Raw genomic sequence first — 22,700 nt, forward strand, 5'->3', positions numbered from 1 at the left:
GCGTGCGCTGGTACTCCCGTACCCGTGGGCTGTCCCCTGACAGCACACTTCATCACTTCATTATTCCTGTCTGTCAGGGGACAGACCGGGGTGCGGTTAGCAAGAACAAAAAGTAAAGAGGGCGCTCTTGCTGGATGGCCAGAGCGACCTCTTTACTGGTTACCCTTTCTCCTCTACCTTCCCATCGGCGTGGATAGCAAAACGGCCTTTCTCTCTCGCATGCACGTGCTCGTGGTTGGGCCAGGGCCAGCCGCCGAACTGCGTGCGCTGGTACTCCTGCATCGCCTGCTGGATCTCTGCCTGGTTGTTCATCACAAACGGGCCGTACTGCGCCACTGGCTCACCAATCGGCTTGCCTTGCAGCATCAGGATAAAGCCAGGCTCCTTGCCGTTCGCCAGCACCGCTTCCTGATCGGCATGCAGCTCTACAGCTTTGTAGGCATTGATGCTTTGGTCTTCCACCTGCAGTAGCTCTCCTTTGTAGAAGTAAATCGACCTTTTGGCTCCCTTCGAAGCTTTAGGCACCGTAAACGTAGCGCCCGGCTCCATTTTGATCGTCCAGATGGCAACGTCATGGTCGGCTTCGTTGGCCCAGGAGTGAGGTGGGGGCGTAGGGGCGGTTTTGTCGCCCAGTTTACCTGCCACGACCATTACCTCAGTCGATTTGCCATTGGCGTCTTTCACCACTTCCCTGGGAATGGTTTCATTCCACAGCATGGCAAAGTGAGGAGGCACCAGCTTGTGTTTTTGTGGCAGGTTGAGCCAGATCTGGAACAGCTCCAGCGGATTGCCGTTTTCCTTGCTCAGCAGCGGAAACATTTCCGAGTGCTGCACCCCTTTGCCGGCGGTCATCCACTGTACGTCGCCATTGCCAAAGCGAGCGGCGGCACCGAGAGAATCAGAGTGGTCGATGAGGCCTTTGGTGGCGATGGTCACGGTTTCGAAGCCACGGTGGGGGTGGGCCGGGAAGCCAGGTACTTTTGAGCCGTGGTACATCCTCCAGCCGTCTTTGATGGTGAAGTCGTTGCCAATGGCCCTTCCGGCCAGGGAAGCATCCGGCCCCATGCTGTCGTTGCCTTTTGGGTAGGCATCGGCATGGTGCACACAGAAGAGGAAGGGATCCTGGGTTTCCCAGGGAAACCCTAATGATTTTACTTTTATGATGGCTGACATATTGTGTTCCTTTCAGTTATTTATATGTATATACATACAACTAACGAGTCAAGTCAAAATTAGTTCTGATGGGCAAGGTAAAAAAATAGAGGAAGTATACCCGTTTGTTAATTATGAGGGAGATAAAGAAAAGAGTCCTCTTTCCCTCTTCTTCATTTGGCCCGATTTTAGTGCCTCAATAGCTGGAGGCCATCATCTCTTCCTTTCCCAGGCCATTCCGGTGCGGCGCAAGATTTTCTCCTTCGATGCCCATCAAACCACTCCTTCGATGCCCATCAAAACTACCATTCGATGCGCATCAAACTAATATTTATACAGCAATCGCCACACAACTCTGGCCGTAGACCCTCACACATCTAGCGCTAGACCCGGACACTTCTTGCGGTAGAAGTGGCTCCGTCTTGCAGTATGAGTAAGTGTTTCTTGCGCAACAGATGAGTACTTCTTGCTGTAGCGTCAGCTCCGTCTTGCGGTAGAAGTGGCTCCGGGTTGCGGCATACGTGGGTGTTTCTTGCGCTGCAGGTAACAACTTCCAGCGCCGTAGGAAGCTCCTTCTTGCGGTAATGATGGCTCCATGTGGCGGCGCAGCGCACTTCCTTTTCTGCAAGGCCAGCTATCCATCCGAGGCAGGTGTGCCTCTTGAAAAAGGCAGTGAGTAGGGTTGGGGATGGAGTGAACGCCCGGAGGCAGACTGGGGTTTGTTCAAGCGTTGTGGGTAAGATTCAGCATCTGATATCATCGGTAGTAAATTGTATATTTGAGTGCAATGAAAAAACTATATGTCATAGCAGGTTGTAACGGAGCGGGGAAGACCACCGCTTCATATACTATTTTACCAGAGATTCTTGACTGTAGGGAATTTGTAAATGCGGATGAAATTGCCAAAGGAATCTCTCCTTTTCAGCCGGAGAAAGCGGGAATTGTAGCAGGCAGATTGATGTTGGAAAGGATTAAAAAACTGTTAGGGTCAGGAGAAAGTTTTGCTTTTGAAACGACGCTTTCGACCAGAAGCTATGTTCAGTTTATTGATAGGGCAAAGCAATTGGACTACCAGGTGAGTTGCTTGTTTTTCTGGCTCAATTCGGAAGAATTGGCCATTTCAAGAGTGGAGACAAGAGTAAAAGAAGGTGGTCACCATATTCCGGAAGACGTCATCAGGAGGAGGTATAAAAGTGGTCTGAAAAATTTTTTCAACCTGTTTCTTCCCAAAGTTGACAACTGGCTATTTGTAAACAACTCTGGAGATAATTACGAGATTATAGCAGAAGGGGCTTTAAATGAAGAAACTATTAATAATGTTGAACAGTGGGGAGAATTGAAAAGGAAATACTATGGGAACTAAAGAACAGTTGAAAGAAGAACGGGACAGGATAGTCAAAGGACTTGAAGAGACTTACAGAAGGCTTGTCGAATACAAAAAGCAAAAGAAAAGCCTCATGATTGTGGTTAGGAACGGCAAAATTGAAGCGGTTGACCCGAATGAAATACCACCCACAACATTGTATAAGCGTAGTGCAGGCTGAAACTAAAATCAACAATTTTTGCTCTTGGCAAGGTTTGTACCTGGCGAGCAGTAAAGTGCTCCGAATCCACAGAAGGCGATGTACGGGTAGTCTTACGGCGCAGCGCACTGCTTTTTCTGCCAGGCCAGCTTCCTTCAAAAGGGAGTGAAAGCCTGGCGACCATCAGACGGTTTTCTACTGGACTGGCCATTCTTCTAAAAATACTACCGAAACTGCTGGTAAATTACACGGCGTTTGACTAGTATTATTTCTGTAATTTTTATCCTCCGGCCGCATGACCTTTTTTCTACCGGATTTTTTACCAGCCAGCGGTTTGTCTTATCCGACTTTCTTTTTACCTGTGAACGCTTTGTAGTAGGGGGAGGGCATACAGCCGGGGACAGTGAGCACCGAAAACGCAAGGTGACCAGCGGGCAAGCATGCATACATGTTGACCAGACGGGCACCTGCGGCTATTTGGAATATAAATGCTAGTGCCGGGGCCGACTGGGGTTTATACAATCGTTGTGCGCAATATGAAAAAGACGAACTTGACCTAAATGAAAATAGAATTTGACATCTCAGGCGAGAAATCTCAAAACCTAAGTCAATCCGCTTCATCAGAGTTGACAAGGGTTTCTAAGGAATATGTCGAGGACGTCCTTGATGAGGCGAACCGCCTTGAAGCTAGTAGAAACGATTCTTCAAATCATGAAATTACAGCTGCAATAATTAATGATGCGGTATTATACACCAAGAAGTATAGACTTAGAAAGCGAAAACCAACAAACATTATCATAGCTCAGGTAGTGGCGTTCATTTCTTCTGTGTTTACAGGAGGACTGTTTGATACTGACAAGTTTAAAGACTTAGGATATATTATCTTATTCCTATTTGTTTTTCTAGTTGCAGTGGTATCATCTGTTTTTATAATCTTCAAAGACAACAGCAATGAATAAGGACGAAATATTGAATAAGTTAACTCCTGCTGCTAAGGAAGCGCTTGACGAACTCTCACAGGAATACTACAATGGTCTTTTAGAAAAGGCTTTTAAAATAGCTCAAAGAAGACAAACTGTTGATAGAGAAATTTCTCTTAGAGACATAATTGAAGCTCAAGATCGAGAATTAAAAGGTAAGTCAAACATAGAGGGTTATCAAGACAGAAAAAAGAGATGGTCAACTCTTATTTCACTGAGTGGGGCTACTTATGCTGCTGCTGGAATAACTATATATTTATGGCAAAACAACAAGTTCAATATTGAACAAGACCTAGGATTAATCATTGCAATTGTTGGGATTTTGATAACTCTTGTGGGATATTTTTACGCACAGATTTTACCCAAAAGAATGATCTCTATTGGAAACTATAAGGAATCTGAAGTTGCTGTGACTTCTGACTCTGATCTCGATCTTGTCAAAAGGTGGCAAATAATAGAACGTCTTGCATCAGAAAAACTTTCGGATAAAGACAAGCACTCTTTTCGCTCAATCCTCCAATATTTATCGGAGAATTACACTTCATCAGATAATGAAATGATGAAGTTAAAGCAACTGCTTGATTTAAGAAATCGCATTCTTCATGAATCTTATGGTCTATCAAAACACGAGCGAACAGAATATCTGGAATTTGCTGACAACCTAATTGATAAGCTTGAAAAAACTAAAAAGACTACTGCGCACAACAAACACTAAAATGAATATGCGAACTGAGCCTTTTGATATGATAGTGCAAACCAGAAGCTTTTGTGCTTCTGGCAACCGGGACGCATACTCATTTTAGTTGGACGTTAGTGGCAAGACAAAGCCAACACAAAAAAACAAAATCAAGAGCAAGTGATAAGTTTTCAGAATCGTGAAGAATAGAAATCTGGGAAATGCTTGACAAAAAAATCACTACACTTATTGGTAAAGCCATAAGGGAAGGAAAATACCTAAACATTACCTATCAAAATAAGAGTGGAGAGATTACGCCTTTTTGGATCAGCATACTGGATATCAATGAAAGAGATGAACTGCGGGTAAACATGTTCAACGTTACAAAAGATGATCCCATCAGAGATTCCAAAATATTCATTTCAGCCATTCAGACTGCCGAAATCCTGAAATTTTCACACTATAATGTGCCAGAGAAACTTATTCGAAGGCTGGATGAAGATGAAAGTTTGCAGATGTATGAATTTGACCGGTATGACAATAATATACTGAACTACTACCTGGAATGCTACAAGGCCAATAAAGACCCTTTTTTATACAAAGCTCATTTAATTCCGGGTGTGGATCTGACAGAGTTGGCCATTAAAAATCCATATCAGTTAAGCGACGAACTTCAAAAGCAGATTATAAAAGATATCTATCACAATGATTACAACAAGTATTATGATTACGAGCTGGCTATAAGTGAGTTTTCAATTGATATACGTTCGAAGGGGAAATTTGTAATTGCATTTAGAAAACTCACGCTTGATCCTGTAGACAAAACATTGCATGTGGGTAGTAAAACACAATTCAATACAAATTTTTATATCGAAGATGTAAAGCATTCACTGTCGTACTACACCGATTTGAGCTCGACAGATTTTGAAGCGATGTACTTAGACAATAAATCTGATGCCATAGAATTATTGCGAACCCATTTCAAAACTGGTGAATTGCCAAATACAAGGCCTGAAGTAGTTGTGCTGGGGTATGCACAGATAGATATCTCTGGCATTTACGACGACATACATAAAGCATATGAGCTCAAGGAAATGGAGGTTCCGTTAAGGGCATTCTTTCAAAACTTATCATTGCTGGACAGGCAAAACCGAAAAGAGCCTCACATTGCACTGTATGACCGGAATATAAATATTGATCAAATTCAGACCATTTACAATGCACTAAAATACCCGATCACGTATGTGCAGGGACCACCCGGAACGGGCAAAACACAAACCATATTGAATGTAATTGTGAATTGCCTGACCAATGGCAAAACGCTACTGATTTCGTCAAATAACAATGTACCCATCGATGGGATTAAAGATAAATTATACTTAGGCAAGTACAGAAACAAAGAAATTCTGCTTCCCATACTCAGGCTTGGAAACAACAAATGTGTAGCTCAGGCACTGCATCTCATTAAAGAACGGTATGCTTTTGAAACCAGAGATGTACCTAAGGAAGAACTATTGTCTAATCTCAAAGAAAAGTCGAAAGAGAAAAACAGGAAATTGCTTGAGAAAATTAAAAATCATGAAACCAGAATAGAACAGACGCAAAACCTGTCGTTTGTCAGCAGTCTGCTATCAAAAGGCGGAAATCATTTGTTGGAAAAAGAAAAGCAAGCCATTGAAGTAAAACTCAAGCAGATCCCTGAAATCGCCAATGATGATCTGGACAATTTATTTGAAGTGATAAAAGATAGTCAACAGCTGTTGCAGTTTTTTTACTTCGAATCATTGAAGTACACAAAGCGCTTGAAACACAAGGATTATAATCAGTTGATCGAGATACTGGATATTGAGGAGTCCGAAAAGCAGGTAAGAGAATTTAATAAATGGATCGCAGATGACGACAACCTGGAGAAGCTCACAAAAGTATTCCCCATTATTCTGACTACCAATATATCCGGTCGCAAGCTGGGACGAAAATACAAATTTGATCTGCTGGTAATGGATGAAGCAGGGCAGTGCGATATAGCCACCAGTTTGATTCCTGTCTCAAAGTGCAAAAGTATGGTACTGATTGGCGACACCAACCAGCTAAAGCCGATTGTTGTTTTTGAAGAAAGCAGAAATCAACACTTGATGCGCCAGTTCGGTATAGATCAGGCATACGATTACTACAATAATTCTATCCTATCCGTTTATAAAGGGATTGATAATATTTCGAGGGATATTTTGCTCAGCTATCATTATCGCTGTGGTAAGAAGATCATCAATTATTCAAACATGCGGTTTTATGAGAACAAATTAAACCTTTCGAAGATTAAAGCCATTGGTGAGGTGAAACTGATCGATGTGAATAATGTCAACCAAAAGGATAGAAATGCAAACATTGAAGAAGCACAAGAGATCATAAAATTTATAGCAGACAACAAATTAACGGATGTTTTCATCATCACACCATTTCGAAACCAACAAGAAGTTCTGAATCATTACCTGGAAAAGGCAAAAGCAAATGCAGAAATAGATTCGTCGGTAAGTTGTGGTACGATCCACAAAATACAGGGACAAGAGAATAGAACCATCATCATATCCACTTCCATATCAAGAAACACAACGTCGAGAACATACGACTGGATAAAAAACAACAGTCAGTTAATTAACGTTGCAGTTACAAGGGCGCAGGAAAATTTGATCGTGGTGGCCGATAAAAGGGCAATTGATATTTTATCAAGGAGAGATGATGATTTGTATACCTTGATTGATTACGTGCAAAAAAATGGCACTACACTAATTCCGCAAAGCACCGCCAACAGGTTTACAATCGGGTTTTCGAATGATTCAAAATTTGAAAACGAATTCTATAAAACCATGAACCATTTTTGCACAATACAGGGCTCCCGCTTTGAAAGAAATGTGAAAGTAATAGATGTGTTTCCGGAAGAAAGAAACAATTCTGCTGTAAACAAAAAAGAATTTGATGGAGTGATTTATGAGGGCAGGATTCCAAAAGTGGTATTTGAAATAAATGGTGCCGAACATTATAAAATGAAGAAAACAATTGGCTCAGATAAGATTAAATCGCAGCTACTCGTTTCTAAAAACATTCCTAAAATTGATATCCCTAACCAGTATGTTAAACATTATGAATTTATACGGGAATTAATGAATAAAATCAAAGGAGGTGTTTATCAAACAGCATTGTTTGGAGGCTAAGATTCCACCACCTGATAAAAATGAGATCACTTAGCCAGCGAAATGTTTACCCCAGGAGATTCTTCGTAAAGTGTGCGGTGCTCAAACAACTCGTCGTCGTAATGAAAAGGGAGGTGGGAAGCGGTTCGTTGTATGGTTAACGTCGTAGTTGTGAGCATATTGTACCGTAGAAAATTTAGCCGAAAATGGTGTTTTGGAAGAGCTGAGATGAATATTTTTGAATGTTCACAGCATCAAGTGCTGCCAATAAGCAAGGCAGAACGCTCACCAATAACACACCGGTAATGGAAACGGAAAGCATTGAAAACGAGGCAGCAAAGCCGACATACTATCATGGAACGAAGGCAAATTTGAAACCGGGAGACCTGATAGCACCAGGGTTTAAGTCCAACTACGGATCGGGGAAAAAGGCGGCTTACGTCTACTTCAGCGCCACGCTGGATGCCGCCATTTGGGGGGCGGAGCTTGCAGTTGGCGAAGAGCCAGGCAGAATTTACATAGTGGAACCAACAGGCTCTTTTGAAGATGACCCCAACCTGACAAACAAACGGTTTCCAGGCAATCCAACCAAGTCGTACCGAACCGCACAACCCATTCAGGTATCCGGTGAGGTCCGGGAATGGCAGGGGCACTCACCTGAGCAGCTCAAAACGATGAGGGATCATCTCGAGAAGTTGAAGGAGCAGGGTATTGAGGCGATTGAGGATTGAGTAGCGTAGCAATACTGCTCGGAGTATATGGCAAGGCGACAGCACTCAAAAAACTGCTGCCGACCTTGCTTTTAGTAAGCCCTCAATTCACATTGGCCGGATCCACCCTTGTCGGCGTGTCTTCTCCTGAGATCATGCCAGTAGCAGCGGCAGCAATGGCCTTGATGGAGTTGGTCATGTGCGCCAGATCCAGTGTTTTCACCTCATCAGATGCCTGGTGGTAGTCTTTGTCGACGTCGATGGGCGTGGTACTGATGGAGTGAGCGGGCACGCCTAATCGGGCCAAGGTAGCATTGTCGGAGCGATAAAATAGGTTTTGGTCGGGGTATGGGTCGGCGTAGAACTCATACTCGGTGCCCTTCACGGCCTTTTGCAACAACTCACCAAAGCTGGACTTGTCGAAGCCGGTCACCCAGGCAGTGTTTGGCCCGCTCACGGCAGGCTTGCCTATCATTTCAATATTGAACATCGCCACAATCTCATCAGGGTTCAATTGTTGTGAGAAATACGTCGAACCGTAGCCGCCGCCTTCCTCGGCGGTAAAGGCAGCAAACAGAATGGTGCGCTCAGGCTGCGTGCCCATGTCTTTGAAGTATTTGGCCAAAGTGATCACGGCTGTGGTGCCCGAGGCGTCGTCGTTAGCCCCGTTGTAGATGGTATCTCCTTCGGTGCCTCTGATGCCCAGGTGGTCGTAGTGAGCGCTGAAAAGCACGACTTCGTTGGGGCGCTTTCCGCTGATTTTGCCTACCACGTTCGACAGGCTTTCTGTTTTTACATCGTTCTCTACACTTATGTTCAGAGAACTCACTTCGGTAATTTCGGTTAACACGAGCACATAAGCTTTATCGTTTAATGCCATCACATGATTACCCCCCGACAAGAAACCACGGTATCTTTCGAAAATGCCCTTATGAGAAGGATCGGCCAGTATCAGCACCTTTCCCTCCGCACTTCTGGCTTTGGAAATGGCACCCCGGAAGTCGTCGCCAGCTTTGACGGTGATCACTTCAACTTCGTTGGGGCTGGTAATATTGAGCCTTTCACCGTTAACCGAGGCCGTGAGGTTTTCTTCAGCCACAGCCTGTCCGTTGATCGTAACCTCCATGCTCTTGGGGGTGATGGTGTACATATCGAACTTTTGCTCGTAGCTGTTCAGGCCGTCTACATATTCCAATCCGATGGACTGAAATTCGCCCTGAATAAACTTTGACGCTTTTTCAATGCCGGGGCTAAACATTCTTCTGCCTTCCATATCGTCGGCGGCCAGGGTGGTGATGATACGGGTCACATCGGCTTCATTGATCTCGGCAGCAGGCTGACAGCTGATGATGAGTGATGTGAACAATAGGAAGAAAGCTGGGAGGATAGACGTCTTTTGCATGTCAGGTTAAATCAGGGATTTTTAATAGACTGGAAAGTTAATACTTATTTTTTCACTTGGTCAACTGGCTACACACCAATGGCAACTTCTCTATTCTGAGGCGTGACATTTGGAGGGCCTCGTTAGAAGCAAAGGTAATTATTGATATATTAGGGGATATTTGATTCACAAATAGTGTCCTTTCTATTCTCTTAAGAATCTCCATCTACGCTCGATGCAACGAAGAAGCTTTATCAAAAAATCCTCATTGACAACTCTCGGTATCACTTTTCTGGGTACTATACAATTGAATTTTAAACGAGTTTTACGTGGTGGCATGTTGAATGTTAATGCACAGCGAATTGAAGACCGGATTACAGGGATGGCTCAATTTGGGCGGAACGACAAAGGCCACGGCTACAGGATGGCGTTTACTCAGGGCGATGTTGAAGGGCATGCGTGGTTTGTTGACCTGATGAAGAAGGCGGGGCTAGAAACAACCATCGACCAGGCTGGGAATATCATTGGCAAACGAAAAGGGAAGAAGCCTACACTCAAACCCATCGCCTTTGGCTCGCACATCGACATGGTGCCTGATGGTGGTAATTATGATGGCACGCTTGGGTCAATTGCTGCGCTGGAGGTAATTGAGGTGCTCAACGAAAACAAGGTAGTGACCGATCATCCCCTTGAAGTGATCATTTTCGCTGATGAGGAGGGGAGTATGATTGGCAGCAAAGCCCTGTCTGGAAAGATCACGCCCGAAATACTGAATCAAACAAGCCATAGTGGGCTCACCATTTCAGAGGGTGTTAAAGTGCTTGGAGGCGACCCTGATACTATTCAAAACGCCCGCCGCAAGAGAGGCGACATCCACGCTTTTTTAGAATTGCATATTGAGCAGGGAGGGATTTTGGAAAAGGAAGGCCTGCAGATTGGTGTAGTGGAAGGGATAGTTGGCATAGAGCATTGGGAGGTGACAGTGGATGGTTTTGCCAACCACGCAGGAACCACCCCCATGAGTTTGCGCCAGGATGCCATGCTATCAGCTTCAAAATTGATTATTGCAGTGAATGAGGTGATCAGAGGGACAGAAGGAAGCCAGGTAGGCACCATAGGAAAGATTAATGCCTACCCTGGGGCATACAATGTCATTCCCGACAAGGTGACCCTGGGGCTGGAGATGCGTGATTTGTCGCCTGAAAAAATCGAACGACTTTTCGCTGAAATAGAAAAGCAAGCGATAGCCATTGCCGAAGAGACGAAGACGAAAATCAGTTTTGTAAGACAGCCGAGCGTAGCGAAGGCGGCACTTACTGATAAAGGGCTCCAGCAGATTATCCACACCTCTGCCCAAAAGTTGGGATTGAGTACCAAATTTATGCCCAGTGGTGCAGGCCACGACTCTCAAAACATGGCAATGATTACTCCTGTGGCGATGATTTTCGTGCCCAGTATAGGTGGCATCAGTCATTCCTTTAAGGAATTCACCAAAACGGAGGACATGGCAAACGGAGCCAATGTGCTGCTGCAGGCGATATTGGCTGCGGACAAAGGGTAGGATTGGGAAGGTTTTGCGATCCCGGAGATTGGCAGGTGCCATGAGCCGAACTAAAGAGCAGCTTTAGGTCTTGGGCTTTCCTCTTCCATGCATCTACTCGGTTATGGTTCATAATTTATTTCTCTGGTGTCGAAAAGTTGACGTCGGCGTGTATTTTTGCCAGTGTGCACTGTGGCCACGCTGTGCCTGTCTGCTGCCTAACCCATAATTATTCCGTTTTATGCGCCAACGTTTTGTGAGGGAGTTTGTCCCGATGTTTCTGCTCCTTTTTGCTGCGAATGTACATGCTAAGCAGTCGGGCGCCAGCGAACTTGAGAAGCTGTTTACTGAAGCAAGTAGTGTTCTGTGCCAGGATATGGCAAAGACTGACTCGTTGGCTGCCCGATTGCTTGAGGTGGCTCGGCAAGCCAAAGACGTCAGCTACCAAGCCCGGGCCTATAAGTTGATGGGGGACAACGCCTCCTGTCAGCAGCAGTTTCAGAGGGCCATTCAAGGGCATGGGCGAGCAGCAGCTTTGTTCGGGCAGGTGGGCGACGACGAGTTTACTATTCGGAGTCTGGTTAATCTTTCCAACAGCTACCTGAAGCTTAGTAAAACAGATTCGGCCCTGGCTGTGCTCAATCAGGCTGAGTTGATCAATCGGCGACTGAAGTCAGACTTTATGGCAGCGCAGATTTACCTGGTAAAGGCCAGCTATTACAGCGACTTCTCTAAAAACGATTCCGTCGTTTTTTATTCGCTCAAGGCGCTGAGTCTGGCGGAAAAAATTCCTGACGAATCGATGATAAACAGGGCTGTTATCACGCTTGGTGCTGCCTATTATCAGAACGAAGACTATCAGCTGGCCATCAGGTACTTCCGAAAGTCACGTGAGCAGTTGCTAAGTCAAACCAACCAGGCCAACCTGTCGATAGTCAACTACAACATGGCCAATAGCTACACCGCCCTCAATATGTATGACTCTGCCACCTACTTTTACCAGGAGGCACTTGAAAGCCCCGGGGTAGAGGGCAATAAGTTTTTGCAGGCCTACTTTTATGAAGGGCTGGCTGAAATGCAGGGCAGAATGGGGCTGTACAAGGAGTCGATTGCGAACCACTTGAAAGCGATTGAGTTGTGCAAAGAGGTGGGGGAGAAACGAAATCTGTCAGCAGCTTATGTGAACCTGTCGGAGATATTTCTCAAGACAGGGAAGACGGCCGAAGCGATCAGGTATGCCGAGCTGGGAGCCGGTCTTTCTCACGACATTGAATTCATTGAAAAAGAATCAGACGCTTACTGGATGCTGAGCAATGCTTATCGGGCGTCGGGCAGGTACAAAGAAGGACTGGAGGCACTGCACAAGTTTTATAAGCTCGACAGCACCATGCTGAACCAAACCAAGGCGTTGCAGATATCGGACCTGAACATCAAATACGAAACGGAGAAAAAGGAGAATGAGATCGACCGCCTGGCACAAATGGCGGAGATACAGGCGTTGCAGCTCAGCCAGCAGCGATACCTGATCATTGGCGGGGCGATTGTGCTGCTGCTGGTGATCGCTATTTTGGTGCTTTACTACAGGCAGAGGGCCGACAGGCAAACCCAGGCGTTGACCCAGCTGGAGCAAAAAGCTTTGCGAAGCCAGCTCAATCCTCACTTTATTTTCAATGCCCTGGGGGCCATCCAAAACTATATGCTGCAAAACAAACCACAGGATGCCGCTTCTTTTATGAGCCGCTTTGCCCGGCTCATGCGCCAGATTTTGGAGAACTCCCGGGAAGATTTCATTTCGCTGGACGAAGAGGTGGCTACGCTGGAAAACTACCTAGAGTTGCAGCTGCTGCGGTTCAACAACTCCTTTGAGTATGAGCTGACAGTGGACGAGGCCATCGACCCGGAGGAGGTATCGATTCCGCCGATGTTTGCCCAGCCGTTGATTGAGAATGCCCTGGAGCACGGGCTGAAAGGCAAAATGGACGGAGCCAGAGTGAAAATCACTTTCCGGCAGGAGGGTGAGTATGTGCTGCTGACCGTGGAAGACAATGGCAAAGGAATTGCCAGTGAGGTGAAGGCCAGGGAAGGCCACAAGTCGCTGGCGGGTGTGATCACCAGCGAGCGGATTGAGCTGTTCAACGCCGGCCTTAAAAGCAAAATACGAATGATGGTAGAGGACCTTGCTGGCGTAGGTAGCTCGGGCACGAGGGTGCAGTTGATGTTGCCTTATAGGGAGGGGTGATGCGTATTTCTCAGAGTCCCTTGCAGGAGACGCTGAGTGAAAATCTAGTTTGTTAGTGAAGCTATTCCTTGTTGTCAGTTAGGCTTTTTAGCGACCTAAGAAGGAAGAATATAAAATAAACAAGACAATTAATATTAGGAATAGAATAACCAAGCCCACAATGAAATCAAAGAAACCCATTCTTTGATGCTTAAAACAATTGAAAGATACCTTCTCCTTATTTTGGTGCTTTCTAGCTAAATTATTTGCAATCCATCTTGCGCAGAAACCAAGATATTCCACTGGAGTAAATGATTCTTTGTTTCTCATCGGAATTGTTGGAACCTTTTCTTAAACTTTGCGAGACTCTACTGCACCAGATTTTGATGCGAAAATGCTACGACTCATCTGCACTAGCTCTTGGGGCAATCTGGTCACTAAATTTGTTGATAGCGTGATCTGAATCCATAGATGTAAAGAAGGTGCTTATGTCCGTTGCAAAAAAGAAAGCTTTTCCATCTGAAAGCTCTAGCTTAAATATAAATGGCGATAGCGACGTTTTTTTGACAGCAATAAAGTTTTCTCGTTTAAAACTATTGCTAGATAGTAGGTTTCTGATATTAATGCTCTGTCCAACCACCTCAATTTCCCGAAGTTTGAGATAAAGAGCATTGAACCCTATAACAATCCCAATTCCAACTACAAGACCAAAAAGACCTGACATGGTCGGCTTGATGAAAAGGATTATTGCAAATATCAGCAGCCATAGTCCACTAAAAAACATCACCACTCCTTGCACAAACATGACAGCTATACTTCCGATTTTCATAGTCTTTGTATGTCCTCAGTCCCAGAGTCCCTTGCAGGAGACTCTGAGTGAAAATCTAGTTTTGGCCAGGTGCTACTAAGCGATTTGAAGCTTGTATTTTTGAAGCAACTCTTCTTGAATAAGGCTTTTTAATGAAGTGTCGGCTGTTGGGATTTCCGGCCATAGCACACCGTCTCCCATGTTTTCAAAATTACTTAATTGTTTGAGGCTGGCAGAAGTTAACCCTTTGAACTGGCTAATCTGACGTTGTAACACGGTGCTATTGTTCAAGATGAAAAGAATTGTATTGTTTTCTTTCTGGACTATAACATTACTGATTTTTAAACCATTGAATACAATAGCTGTTTCGATTGGCGACATTTCCGACGAATAAATATCCACCTGATCATTGTCCTTGAAGTTCGCAAGTATTTCGTCGATGGATTTAATGTCTGTTTTGTCAGTTATTACAGTAGGCATTCCAGTATTCAGTTAGTTGTGCTATATGCTCTTCTGCTAATTTAAGCAATTGTCGCTTCTCTTTTTGCTTGAACCCTTACCTCGTTGGGTTTGGTATGCCAGACCCCGCTTGGACCTTTTGTTCTTTTTGCGAAAAGATCAGGCGAGCTACTGCCCAGGGATACACGAAACTGAAGTTTTAGTGATGAAGCTATAGTTGTGCACTGCCAAAACTGCATGACGAGGCGATGGGCTTAGCGCTTTTCTCAGCTCAACTGAAGTTCAAGTATAAAAACATTGTTGTCACGTAAGCTAAGAACAGACAAAGGCTAACAACATAGAGTTTGGTAAGCCTGTTGAACTTTGAAAGTAAAGCCGCATTTGTCTTAGGGTGGTCGTTATTTTTCAGATGGAAAGGGATCAAGGGTTTGAAAATATAATGTCCCTTCACATTTGAAGGAATATTGATTTTGTACAACCCCAGTCCGCTTTTTAGGTCAGATATTCTTGGATCATAAGCTTGCTTAATTTGAAAGTACATACTGCTTCTCTGTGCCATGCAATAGAGCATAGTTCCGACAATAAGGAAGAAGAATATGCCCATATTATTTCGCAGTCATTTTATTTCCTCAGAGTCCCTTGCAGGAGACTCTGAGGGGATGCTTTTCTCAATCCAAATGCTCATTCACCACATCCAGCAAGTACTCCTTAGGATCGCTGGCGTATTGCCAGAACATGATACCGGCGAGGCCATTGTCGTTAACATATTCGCACTTAAGCTTCACAGAGCTTTCGTCGTCGTACACCACCAACTGGTTGTTTTCGGCATTGAACAAGTAAGGTGACTTAGCCGCATCATCCCAGTAGCGTACGAACCCCGGCTTGGCCATCAGGCTGTCCTTGATAAACGTAAAGCCGTTGTTTCCTCTTATCACCTCGTCTCGGGGGCGAAGGATGCCCAGATTATCGCTGCTTTTCATCGTCCAGCTACGGCCATAGAAGGGTACGCCCAGCACCAGTTTCTCAGCAGGAACTCCCTGCTCGATATAGGTTTTCACGGCTTTGTCAGCAGAATTTTCTTTTTCATAGCTTTCGGAGGGGTAGAGGTTACTGTGGTGACCAACGGTATCGCCAGCGACATAGAAATCGTAGGCCATGATGTTCACGAAGTCGATATGCTTGGCTACGTCGCCCATATTGGTAACTTCAAAAAGCCTCGGGAAGCAGGGGAGGGCGGTGGAGACAATGTATTTCTTGCCAGTGGTGACTGCCAAAGCATCCAACTCTTTCCTGATGGCTTCAAACATCAGGGTAAAATTCTCCTTGTCTTCAACCCGGAAGACGTTGTCCTCACCTTTGAGCCCCGGATACTCCCAGTCGATGTCGATGCCATCGAGGTTGTAGTCGGCCACGATTTTGGCGCCACTCTTAGCAAACTTTTCTCTGGAACTGTCAGTGAGCACAGCGTCAGAGAAGTTTTCGCTCCACGACCAGCCGCCGATGGAGATCACGATCTTAAGAGCAGGGTTGTCCTTTTTCAGGTAATTGAGCTTTCTGAAGTTGACGCTATCTGTCTCCAGATTGGTCAACCACGCCAGGCTGTCTTTTACGTCTACAAAGGCGTAGTTGATGATGGTCAGCTTGTTGGCGTCGATATCTTTTTCATCGAGCAAACCACGGAAGCCGGGCACATAGCCGATGATTTCTTTTTTTGAGGCAGAAGCTTCGATTGATTCTTTTGATGTTTCCTGTTGGCAAAAGGAAAGGGCCAGGCACGATGTTGCAAGGACTATGGAATTGATCTTATTCATGAACGAGGGATTTTGACAAACACATAGAGCAGACTGTTTTGGCTAGGGTTAGATAAACGAATGCCCTCAGTCTAAAATGAGAATTTGCTTCACAACCAATGTCTTGCCGAGTATGTCAATGATATCGAATGGCTTGAAGATTTGTTTTTCATCATAGGCTTTGCTACCCGGTCGCTTGAAAACTTCAATGGCGTTAGCGTCAATGTCTACTATCCAATACTCGGGAATGCCAAACGAAGCGTAAAAAGGCATTTTTACGTTTTTATCATACTTGACAGATGAGTCGGCTACCTCAATAACCAGAAGTATATCAGAAACACTGGGGTGCGAGCCGCTATAATCGTCGGATCTAAACTTAAGAATAGATATATCGGGCTCAGGCTCATTTTTATTGTCTAGCCTAACAGGGGATTGCACACCAATCGTTGCCTGTTTTTCAAACAAAATATTTAACTGTCTCGCCAAACGGTTGACGATCGCCGCATGTTTACTACCTATAGGACTCATCTCGTATATTTCACCATTGATAAGCTCAACTCTGTCATCCGTTTTCAGAATACCCACTTCTGCCATTTTGTAGTATTCTTCAACGTTGATGAGTCTTTTTTCTACTTCTACTGGCATACAGCGTTTCTTTGTTAATTAAAGATAGAAAATATTTACATGGTTGAAAACACACCAAAATGGCAGATAATTCTTTAGCGATTAAAAATCTGTATCAGCCTTCTTCAAATCAAGTTCTTCAATCCAGATATTACGATAAAACACATCGTGGCCTTCTGCCTGTAGCTTAAGCCCGCCAGGCACGTCGGTGATGCCTTTGCCACCATCATTGCCGCCATCGATGCCCGAGTTAGGCCCGCCCCACACCTGGCTGATGACCTGATTGGTATGCGCCTTTTTGCCATTGAAGTACAGGGTTACCATTGGTTTTTCAGTGAGTTTGCCATCCTTGAAACGAGCGGCACGAAAGACAATGTCATACGAGTTCCATTTTCCCAAGCCATTGTAGGCAGAGTAAGGAGACTCCGACTCGTTGATTACTGCCCCCAGGCCATGGCTGGTAGAATCTCCATCCAGCACCTGGATTTCGTACCTGTTTTGCAGATAGACGCCGCTGTTGCCGCCGGGATTGACAATGAGGAACTCTACATGGGCCCGGAAATCACGGAATTTCTTGTTGGTCACTATATCGGCCGCACCATATTTGCCCCCCGCCCCGGCAGGGTCGTTGCTGCTCATGGCTGTGCCACCGTCAACCGGGTCTTTCACAATTTGCCATTTGATCGGCAGCTGTGCAGCCAGCCTGGGGCCATCCCAGTAGGTCCAGTTTTTATCCAGCATATCACGGGTGCCATCGAAGTAGACTACGGCCTTTTTTGTCGGTTTAGCTCCGACATTCATGTTGGACTGAGCGAAAATGCTGGTTGCTGAAGCAGCCAGGAATAGGATCAGAAGGGCGTTCTTTTTCATTATTTATTGATTTGTTAGCTTCAATTATTTCGCACCAGGAACATTCATTTTTACGCCATACACGGCATCCATGGCTGTGATGAAAAGGGTTTTTCGGTCTTTACCACCAAAGCACACGTTGGCGGTCCATCCCTTTCCTGTAGGAATATTGCCGATTTCAGCGCCACTTTTATCATAAATCATCACGCCGCTTCTGCCCGTGAGGTACACATTGCCCTGGCTGTCGAGGGTCATGCCGTCGGAGCCCATTTCGACAAATAGCTTCTTATTGGCCAGCGAACCATCTTTCTGTATGTCGTACACGTAAGTCTTACGGTCGCCTATGTCGGCCACGTACAGGCTCTTTCCATTGGTGGTGCCGACGATGCCATTGGGTTGTTTGAGGTCTTCGGCCACACGGGTCAGGGTTTTGCCCCCAGGGCTCAGGTAGTAGACATGCTGCCCATCTTGCTGCATGGCCGGGTCACGGATCCAGTAGTCTCTTTTGTAAAGCGGATCGGTAAAGTATATACCACCTTTTTTGTCGACCCATAGGTCATTGGGTCCGTTGAGCAACTTGTTGTCATAGTTTTCGATCAGCGTAGTGGGCTTTCCGTTCTTGTCCCACGACCACAGTTGGTTGTCCATGTCGGCGCAGGCTACCAGGTTGCCTTTCTTGTCAAAATACAGGCCATTGGAGCGGCCGGAAGCAGCAGCGAAGGTGCTTATTTCGCCGGAGGTGGCATCCCAACGCAGAATGGTGTTGTTGGGCTGGTCAGTGAAGTACACATTGCCGTTTTTGTCGGGTGTTGGCCCCTCGGTAAATTTATAACCGTCACCAAGTAGCTCGACAGTTGCACCGGGTGCCAGCAGTGAGCGGAGGTCTGTTATCTGGGCTTGCACAACCCCTAAGAACAGGAATGAGCAGGCTAAAAATAGCGGTGAAGTTTTTTGCATAAGGAGTGTTTAAGTAGCGGTTATGAATTTCAGCTTTTAAAATCAAAGAGAAAAGTATTAGCTCAAAAGATACATGGAAGGTTGCATAACGCTACTTATCAGCCATCTTTTCAAGGCAAAAAATGAACTACTGACTACAAGATATAATTTCAATCATCTCTGCAATTTTAAAAGTTTATTTTAAATTTGCAGGGATGATTAAGCGGATTATAGAAAAAGAATACCTTACTTCTTTGGAAGAGTTTCCAGTTACGGCCCTTATCGGCCCCAGGCAGGTGGGGAAAACTACACTCGTCAAAAGTGCCTTCGTTGAAGCTGAAATGATTTATCTGGATCTTGAGAAGGATTCGGATATCAACAAGCTTCAGGATCCGGAGCTATTCTTTTCTGCTCATATCAATAAGACGATCATCCTCGACGAAATTCAGCACAAGCCGGAGCTTTTTCCATTGATCAGGGCATTGGTAGACGAAAACCGAAGACCCGGCAGGTTTGTGGTGTTGGGGTCGGCTTCTCCGGCACTCTTGAAGCAAAGTTCTGAGAGTTTGGCAGGAAGGATCAATTACCTGGAAATGTCGCCGCTGAGCCTCATGGAGGTGAAACATAAGGTTTCGCTTGACAACCTGTGGATGTATGGAGCCTTTCCAGAGCCTGCTCTGTCGGGCAAAAGGGGTTTCGTTGAGAGGTGGTACCGAAGCTTTATTAATACCTATATTCAGCGGGATCTGCCCCTTTATGGTTTGCCTGCTGCGCCTCATGTTACCAGGCAATTGCTTCAGATGATTGCCTCGGTGCATGGTGGAATTTTGAACTATAGTGATCTGGCCAGGTCGATAGGGCTTACTGTGCCCACTGTCAAAACGTATATGATGTTTTTGGAAAATGCGTTTTTGATTATCCTGTTGCAACCATGGTATGCGAATGTGGGCAAAAGGATCGTAAAATCTCCCAAAGTATATATGCGTGACACTGGCGTTTTGCATTACCTGTCCAATATTTCAACTTATGATAATCTCATAGGGCATATAGTGGCAGGGCGCTCCTGGGAGGGTTTTGTTATCCATCAGGTGTTGATGGTGCTTCGTACTGATGATGAGGTGTTCTTCTACAGGACGCAGGATGGGGCAGAAGTTGACTTGCTGGTACGCAGAAATGGCCGCTGGCTGTTAGCCGCTGAAATCAAGCTGACGAATTCTCCTGTGTTGACCAGGGGCAGCTACCTGGCAAAAGAGGACTTGCAAGTAGAAATACTTCACGTGATTACACCTGGTGCCGACAATTACAGGATTGCTGAAGGCGTGGAAGTAACTAGTTTAAACGCAATACTGACATTTTTGGCGAGCAATTAAGCGTCTTTTGAAGAAAGCCCAAAGATGCAATAGAGTCATTCAGAGACAAAAGTAGCCTCACACATTAATTCTCATTGCATTTCCCGACTGCTTGTGCTATCCTGAGCTAACAACACACTATCATGGTACTAAGAATATTTACCTGCCTCATAGCTGTTTTCTTAATTGGAGGCCGCTTCAGTCCACTTTTGGCCCAAAAAAAGAGCAAACAAAAGAAGGAGGACAACTCGCCAGAGAGAATAATCCTTGCGGATAAAGGACAAACCCTCTACCGGATTGTCGTTCCGTCGGCAGCCACGGCCGATGAACAAAAAGCTGCCAACGTATTGCAGGACTACCTGCTTCAAATTTCGGGGGCTGTGCTGCCGATTATCGAAGCTGACAGGAGCCGTAGCCGCTACGAGATAGTGCTTGGGCAAAACGAAAGGCTGGGCGAGTTGGGACTCCCCATCAACCTCAATGAGCTGAAAGAAGACGGCTTCCTGATCAGGACTGATAGTTTGCGGTTGATTATCGCAGGGGGTAATGAAAAAGGGACACTTTATGGTGTTTACAGCTTTCTGGAGAAGTACCTGGGATGCCGGATGTATTCACCGAAGGTAAAGGTGGTACCCAAACAGGCAACAATTGTGTTGGACAAAATTGACGACCTACAGGTGCCGGTGATTGGTTTCAGAGATACTCACTACAGAGTTACCTGGGACGAGGAATACACCGACTGGCACAAGCTTGATCATGATGCAAAGGGTGGCAGGCCTGACTGGGGCATGTGGGTGCATACCTTCAATGAGCTGGTGCCGCCAGATGTATACTACGATGAACATCCTGAGTACTTCGCCATGGTGAATGGCAAGCGGCTGCCTACGCAGCTATGCCTGACCAACCACGACGTACTGGACATTACTATCCAGAACCTTCGCCGGAAAATAGCAGAAAACCCGGAAGCCAAATATTGGTCGGTCAGCCAAAATGATAACCGGAATTTCTGCACCTGCGACAATTGCAAGGCCATTGATGACCGGGAGGGCTCACCTTCAGGTTCTATCATCCAGTTTGTGAACCAGGTGGCCGACCAGTTTCCGGATAAGATGATTTCTACCCTGGCCTACGAGTATGGCCGGGCCGCTCCCAAAACTTTGATTCCGAGAGACAACGTCAATATTATGCTTTGCAGCATTGAGGCTTACAGAGACAAGCCGATTGAAGCAGACTCTGCCAGTGCCGATTTCGTGAAGGACGTGCAGGACTGGGGCAAGATCGCCAAAGACATCATTGTGTGGGATTATGTCATCCAGTTCAATCACCTGGTCAGTCCTTTCCCAAATCTTCACACCCTCAAGCCGAATATTCAGTTTTTTGCCAAAAACGGTGTAAATGCACTCTTCGAGCAGGGCAATCGGGAAGTGGGCGGCGAATTTGCAGCCTTGAGGGCCTACCTGCTATCGAAGCTGATGTGGAACCCCGAAGAAGATGTGGCGCAGCTGATGAGTGATTTTCTTAACGGCTACTATGGAGCAGCTGCGAAGCCTATACAGCAGTACATCAATGAAATGAAGGAGGCTCAGGCTACCTCCGGGCAGCCGCTGAGGATTTTTGGTTCGCCCAACGAAGCGTCAACAAGTTACCTGTCACCCGAACTGATGAAGCGGTACGAGGAATTGTTTAATGCGGCTGAGCTGGCCGTTGCCGATTCAGCCGAGCTGTTGGAGCGGGTAAGAATAGCCAGGCTTCCTCTTGAATATGCGTGGATGGAACAAGCAAAGAAGAAGTTTGCTGGAGAAGGAGGGGTGTTTCAAAAATTTGGAGATCGCTGGGAGGCCAGCACTAAGTTCCGGTCAAAAGTTGACGACTTCACTGACTTGTGTATTCGGGAAGGAGTAACGCAGGTGAAAGAATGGAGTACCTCGCCCGACGAATACAGAACAGCCAACTATCGCCTGCTGGCGCAGGGCATGAACGAGCACCTGGCTTATGGTAAAAAGGTCACTTTCATCAGCCCGGGCAATGATGCGGTAACGGCTGAGCATGCCAAAATGCTGACCGACGGCGTCCGTGGCAGCCAGGACTACACCTACAACTGGTTTAGCTTTTCGGGACAAGATCTGGAAGTGGTGATCGACCTGGAGGAACTACAACCCGTGCGCCGGATTGAGTCGGCTTATTTTCAATATGGCTTCTGGCTGAGGCTTTTCCCAAAGAAGGTGGAGTATTCACTGTCGGCCGATGGAGAGAACTACACCGTTGTGAGTGCTGTGAATAATACCCTGCCCATTGATCAATACGGAGGGCAGCAGCGGGACTTCATTGGTGAGTTTGCCCCACAAAATGCCAGGTATGTCAAAGTGAAGGCTTATTCAATAGGCAACACACCGGGCTGGCATCCAGGAGCAGGCAGGCCAGCCAATATGCTGATTGATGAGATAGTGGTGGAATAGCATCGAAAATTCTGTACACCCGGAAGTGTTGGTGATTGTTCCATCGTCATAGGGCGGCTGCCGC

General features: G+C 45.8%; 19 protein-coding genes. 10 read left to right on the top strand and 9 right to left on the bottom strand.

Features of this window, described 5'->3' with window-relative positions; translation table 11 throughout:
• Positions 1-159 precede the first annotated feature (159 nt).
• On the bottom strand, positions 160-1,173 hold the full coding sequence (locus tag AAC052_RS20325; RefSeq protein ID WP_339815259.1) for a pirin family protein: 1,014 nt from the start codon (positions 1,171-1,173) through the stop codon (positions 160-162).
• 766 nt (positions 1,174-1,939) lie between these two features.
• Here AAC052_RS20325 and AAC052_RS20330 point away from each other — a divergent pair.
• The 5 genes from AAC052_RS20330 (at position 1,940) to AAC052_RS20350 (ending at position 7,537) form a co-directional block, all read left to right on the top strand.
• Positions 1,940-2,515, top strand: a complete 576-nt coding sequence (locus tag AAC052_RS20330) for a zeta toxin family protein (protein WP_151998427.1) — start codon at positions 1,940-1,942, stop codon at positions 2,513-2,515.
• Positions 2,505-2,696, top strand: a complete 192-nt coding sequence (locus AAC052_RS20335; protein WP_151998428.1) for a hypothetical protein — start codon at positions 2,505-2,507, stop codon at positions 2,694-2,696. Before AAC052_RS20330 ends, AAC052_RS20335 begins: the two co-directional genes overlap by 11 nt.
• Positions 2,697-3,235: 539 nt before the next feature.
• A complete protein-coding gene (locus tag AAC052_RS20340) occupies positions 3,236-3,634 on the top strand; it encodes a hypothetical protein (protein WP_339815260.1) in 399 nt (132 codons plus the stop codon).
• On the top strand, positions 3,627-4,370 hold the full coding sequence (locus AAC052_RS20345) for a hypothetical protein (RefSeq protein ID WP_339815261.1): 744 nt from the start codon (positions 3,627-3,629) through the stop codon (positions 4,368-4,370). The genes AAC052_RS20340 and AAC052_RS20345 overlap by 8 nt, the downstream gene beginning before the upstream one ends.
• Before the next feature lie 182 nt (positions 4,371-4,552).
• Entirely contained in the window at positions 4,553-7,537 is a 2,985-nt protein-coding gene (locus tag AAC052_RS20350) for an AAA domain-containing protein (protein WP_339815262.1), read from the top strand.
• A 26-nt stretch (positions 7,538-7,563) separates the two neighbouring features.
• On the opposite strand, the gene AAC052_RS20355 is transcribed toward AAC052_RS20350, so the two are convergent.
• Positions 7,564-7,695 (bottom strand): hypothetical protein, encoded by a 132-nt coding sequence (locus tag AAC052_RS20355; protein ID WP_339815263.1) that lies wholly within the window; start codon positions 7,693-7,695, stop codon positions 7,564-7,566.
• A 126-nt stretch (positions 7,696-7,821) separates the two neighbouring features.
• Between AAC052_RS20355 and arr the strand changes: the two genes are divergently transcribed.
• Positions 7,822-8,247, top strand: coding sequence for an NAD(+)--rifampin ADP-ribosyltransferase (gene arr / locus AAC052_RS20360; protein WP_339815370.1), 426 nt, complete (start codon positions 7,822-7,824; stop codon positions 8,245-8,247).
• Positions 8,248-8,329: 82 nt separating this feature from the next.
• Here the strand turns inward: arr and AAC052_RS20365 are convergent, their stop codons facing one another.
• Positions 8,330-9,628, bottom strand: coding sequence for a M20/M25/M40 family metallo-hydrolase (locus AAC052_RS20365; protein WP_339815264.1), 1,299 nt, complete (start codon positions 9,626-9,628; stop codon positions 8,330-8,332).
• Positions 9,629-9,944: 316 nt separating this feature from the next.
• Here AAC052_RS20365 and AAC052_RS20370 point away from each other — a divergent pair, with 316 nt between their 5' ends.
• Complete coding sequence (locus AAC052_RS20370) at positions 9,945-11,168, top strand: Zn-dependent hydrolase (RefSeq protein WP_339815265.1); 1,224 nt, start codon at positions 9,945-9,947, stop codon at positions 11,166-11,168.
• Positions 11,169-11,388: 220 nt separating this feature from the next.
• The gene (locus AAC052_RS20375; RefSeq protein ID WP_339815266.1) at positions 11,389-13,386 is read left to right on the top strand and encodes a tetratricopeptide repeat protein; all 1,998 of its coding nucleotides are present in this window, start codon (positions 11,389-11,391) and stop codon (positions 13,384-13,386) included.
• Between the two features lie 376 nt (positions 13,387-13,762).
• On the opposite strand, the gene AAC052_RS20380 is transcribed toward AAC052_RS20375, so the two are convergent.
• The 6 genes from AAC052_RS20380 to AAC052_RS20405 all read right to left on the bottom strand — a co-directional run bounded on the left by AAC052_RS20380 (position 13,763) and on the right by AAC052_RS20405 (position 18,852).
• Complete coding sequence (locus AAC052_RS20380) at positions 13,763-14,194, bottom strand: hypothetical protein (protein ID WP_339815267.1); 432 nt, start codon at positions 14,192-14,194, stop codon at positions 13,763-13,765.
• Between the two features lie 75 nt (positions 14,195-14,269).
• Positions 14,270-14,653, bottom strand: coding sequence for a hypothetical protein (locus AAC052_RS20385; RefSeq protein WP_339815268.1), 384 nt, complete (start codon positions 14,651-14,653; stop codon positions 14,270-14,272).
• A gap of 647 nt (positions 14,654-15,300) precedes the next feature.
• Positions 15,301-16,443 (bottom strand): glycoside hydrolase family 18 protein, encoded by a 1,143-nt coding sequence (locus AAC052_RS20390; RefSeq protein ID WP_339815269.1) that lies wholly within the window; start codon positions 16,441-16,443, stop codon positions 15,301-15,303.
• A gap of 66 nt (positions 16,444-16,509) precedes the next feature.
• On the bottom strand, positions 16,510-17,067 hold the full coding sequence (locus AAC052_RS20395) for a Uma2 family endonuclease (RefSeq protein WP_339815271.1): 558 nt from the start codon (positions 17,065-17,067) through the stop codon (positions 16,510-16,512).
• Between the two features lie 81 nt (positions 17,068-17,148).
• Positions 17,149-17,916: a DUF1080 domain-containing protein gene (locus AAC052_RS20400; protein ID WP_339815273.1), complete on the bottom strand. Its 768-nt coding sequence runs from the start codon at positions 17,914-17,916 to the stop codon at positions 17,149-17,151.
• A gap of 24 nt (positions 17,917-17,940) precedes the next feature.
• Entirely contained in the window at positions 17,941-18,852 is a 912-nt protein-coding gene (locus tag AAC052_RS20405; RefSeq protein WP_339815274.1) for an SMP-30/gluconolactonase/LRE family protein, read from the bottom strand.
• A 194-nt stretch (positions 18,853-19,046) separates the two neighbouring features.
• On the opposite strand from AAC052_RS20405, the gene AAC052_RS20410 reads away from it, so the two are divergent.
• Together AAC052_RS20410 and AAC052_RS20415 are read left to right on the top strand one after the other, a co-directional pair.
• A complete protein-coding gene (locus AAC052_RS20410; RefSeq protein WP_339815275.1) occupies positions 19,047-20,201 on the top strand; it encodes an ATP-binding protein in 1,155 nt (384 codons plus the stop codon).
• Positions 20,202-20,323: 122 nt separating this feature from the next.
• Positions 20,324-22,636 (top strand): DUF4838 domain-containing protein, encoded by a 2,313-nt coding sequence (locus tag AAC052_RS20415; RefSeq protein WP_339815277.1) that lies wholly within the window; start codon positions 20,324-20,326, stop codon positions 22,634-22,636.
• The last annotated feature ends 64 nt before the right edge of the window (positions 22,637-22,700 follow it).

The organism is uncultured Imperialibacter sp. (assembly GCF_963974565.1).
GTDB classification, from domain to species: Bacteria; Bacteroidota; Bacteroidia; order Cytophagales; family Cyclobacteriaceae; genus Imperialibacter; species Imperialibacter roseus.

Bases quoted from the DNA above. Each gene is read 5' to 3' on its own strand.
- AAC052_RS20415 (WP_339815277.1), top strand. From the start codon at position 20,324: ATGGTACTAAGAATATTTACCTGCCTCATAGCTGTTTTCTTAATTGGA.
- AAC052_RS20395 (WP_339815271.1), bottom strand. From the start codon at position 17,067: ATGCCAGTAGAAGTAGAAAAAAGACTCATCAACGTTGAAGAATACTAC.
- AAC052_RS20365 (WP_339815264.1), bottom strand. From the start codon at position 9,628: ATGCAAAAGACGTCTATCCTCCCAGCTTTCTTCCTATTGTTCACATCA.
- AAC052_RS20350 (WP_339815262.1), top strand. From the start codon at position 4,553: ATGCTTGACAAAAAAATCACTACACTTATTGGTAAAGCCATAAGGGAA.
- arr (WP_339815370.1), top strand. From the start codon at position 7,822: ATGGAAACGGAAAGCATTGAAAACGAGGCAGCAAAGCCGACATACTAT.
- AAC052_RS20370 (WP_339815265.1), top strand. From the start codon at position 9,945: ATGTTGAATGTTAATGCACAGCGAATTGAAGACCGGATTACAGGGATG.
- AAC052_RS20325 (WP_339815259.1), bottom strand. From the start codon at position 1,173: ATGTCAGCCATCATAAAAGTAAAATCATTAGGGTTTCCCTGGGAAACC.
- AAC052_RS20380 (WP_339815267.1), bottom strand. From the start codon at position 14,194: ATGAAAATCGGAAGTATAGCTGTCATGTTTGTGCAAGGAGTGGTGATG.
- AAC052_RS20335 (WP_151998428.1), top strand. From the start codon at position 2,505: ATGGGAACTAAAGAACAGTTGAAAGAAGAACGGGACAGGATAGTCAAA.
- AAC052_RS20405 (WP_339815274.1), bottom strand. From the start codon at position 18,852: ATGCAAAAAACTTCACCGCTATTTTTAGCCTGCTCATTCCTGTTCTTA.
- AAC052_RS20390 (WP_339815269.1), bottom strand. From the start codon at position 16,443: ATGAATAAGATCAATTCCATAGTCCTTGCAACATCGTGCCTGGCCCTT.
- AAC052_RS20330 (WP_151998427.1), top strand. From the start codon at position 1,940: ATGAAAAAACTATATGTCATAGCAGGTTGTAACGGAGCGGGGAAGACC.
- AAC052_RS20340 (WP_339815260.1), top strand. From the start codon at position 3,236: ATGAAAATAGAATTTGACATCTCAGGCGAGAAATCTCAAAACCTAAGT.
- AAC052_RS20410 (WP_339815275.1), top strand. From the start codon at position 19,047: ATGATTAAGCGGATTATAGAAAAAGAATACCTTACTTCTTTGGAAGAG.
- AAC052_RS20345 (WP_339815261.1), top strand. From the start codon at position 3,627: ATGAATAAGGACGAAATATTGAATAAGTTAACTCCTGCTGCTAAGGAA.
- AAC052_RS20375 (WP_339815266.1), top strand. From the start codon at position 11,389: ATGCGCCAACGTTTTGTGAGGGAGTTTGTCCCGATGTTTCTGCTCCTT.
- AAC052_RS20385 (WP_339815268.1), bottom strand. From the start codon at position 14,653: ATGCCTACTGTAATAACTGACAAAACAGACATTAAATCCATCGACGAA.
- AAC052_RS20400 (WP_339815273.1), bottom strand. From the start codon at position 17,916: ATGAAAAAGAACGCCCTTCTGATCCTATTCCTGGCTGCTTCAGCAACC.
- AAC052_RS20355 (WP_339815263.1), bottom strand. From the start codon at position 7,695: ATGCTCACAACTACGACGTTAACCATACAACGAACCGCTTCCCACCTC.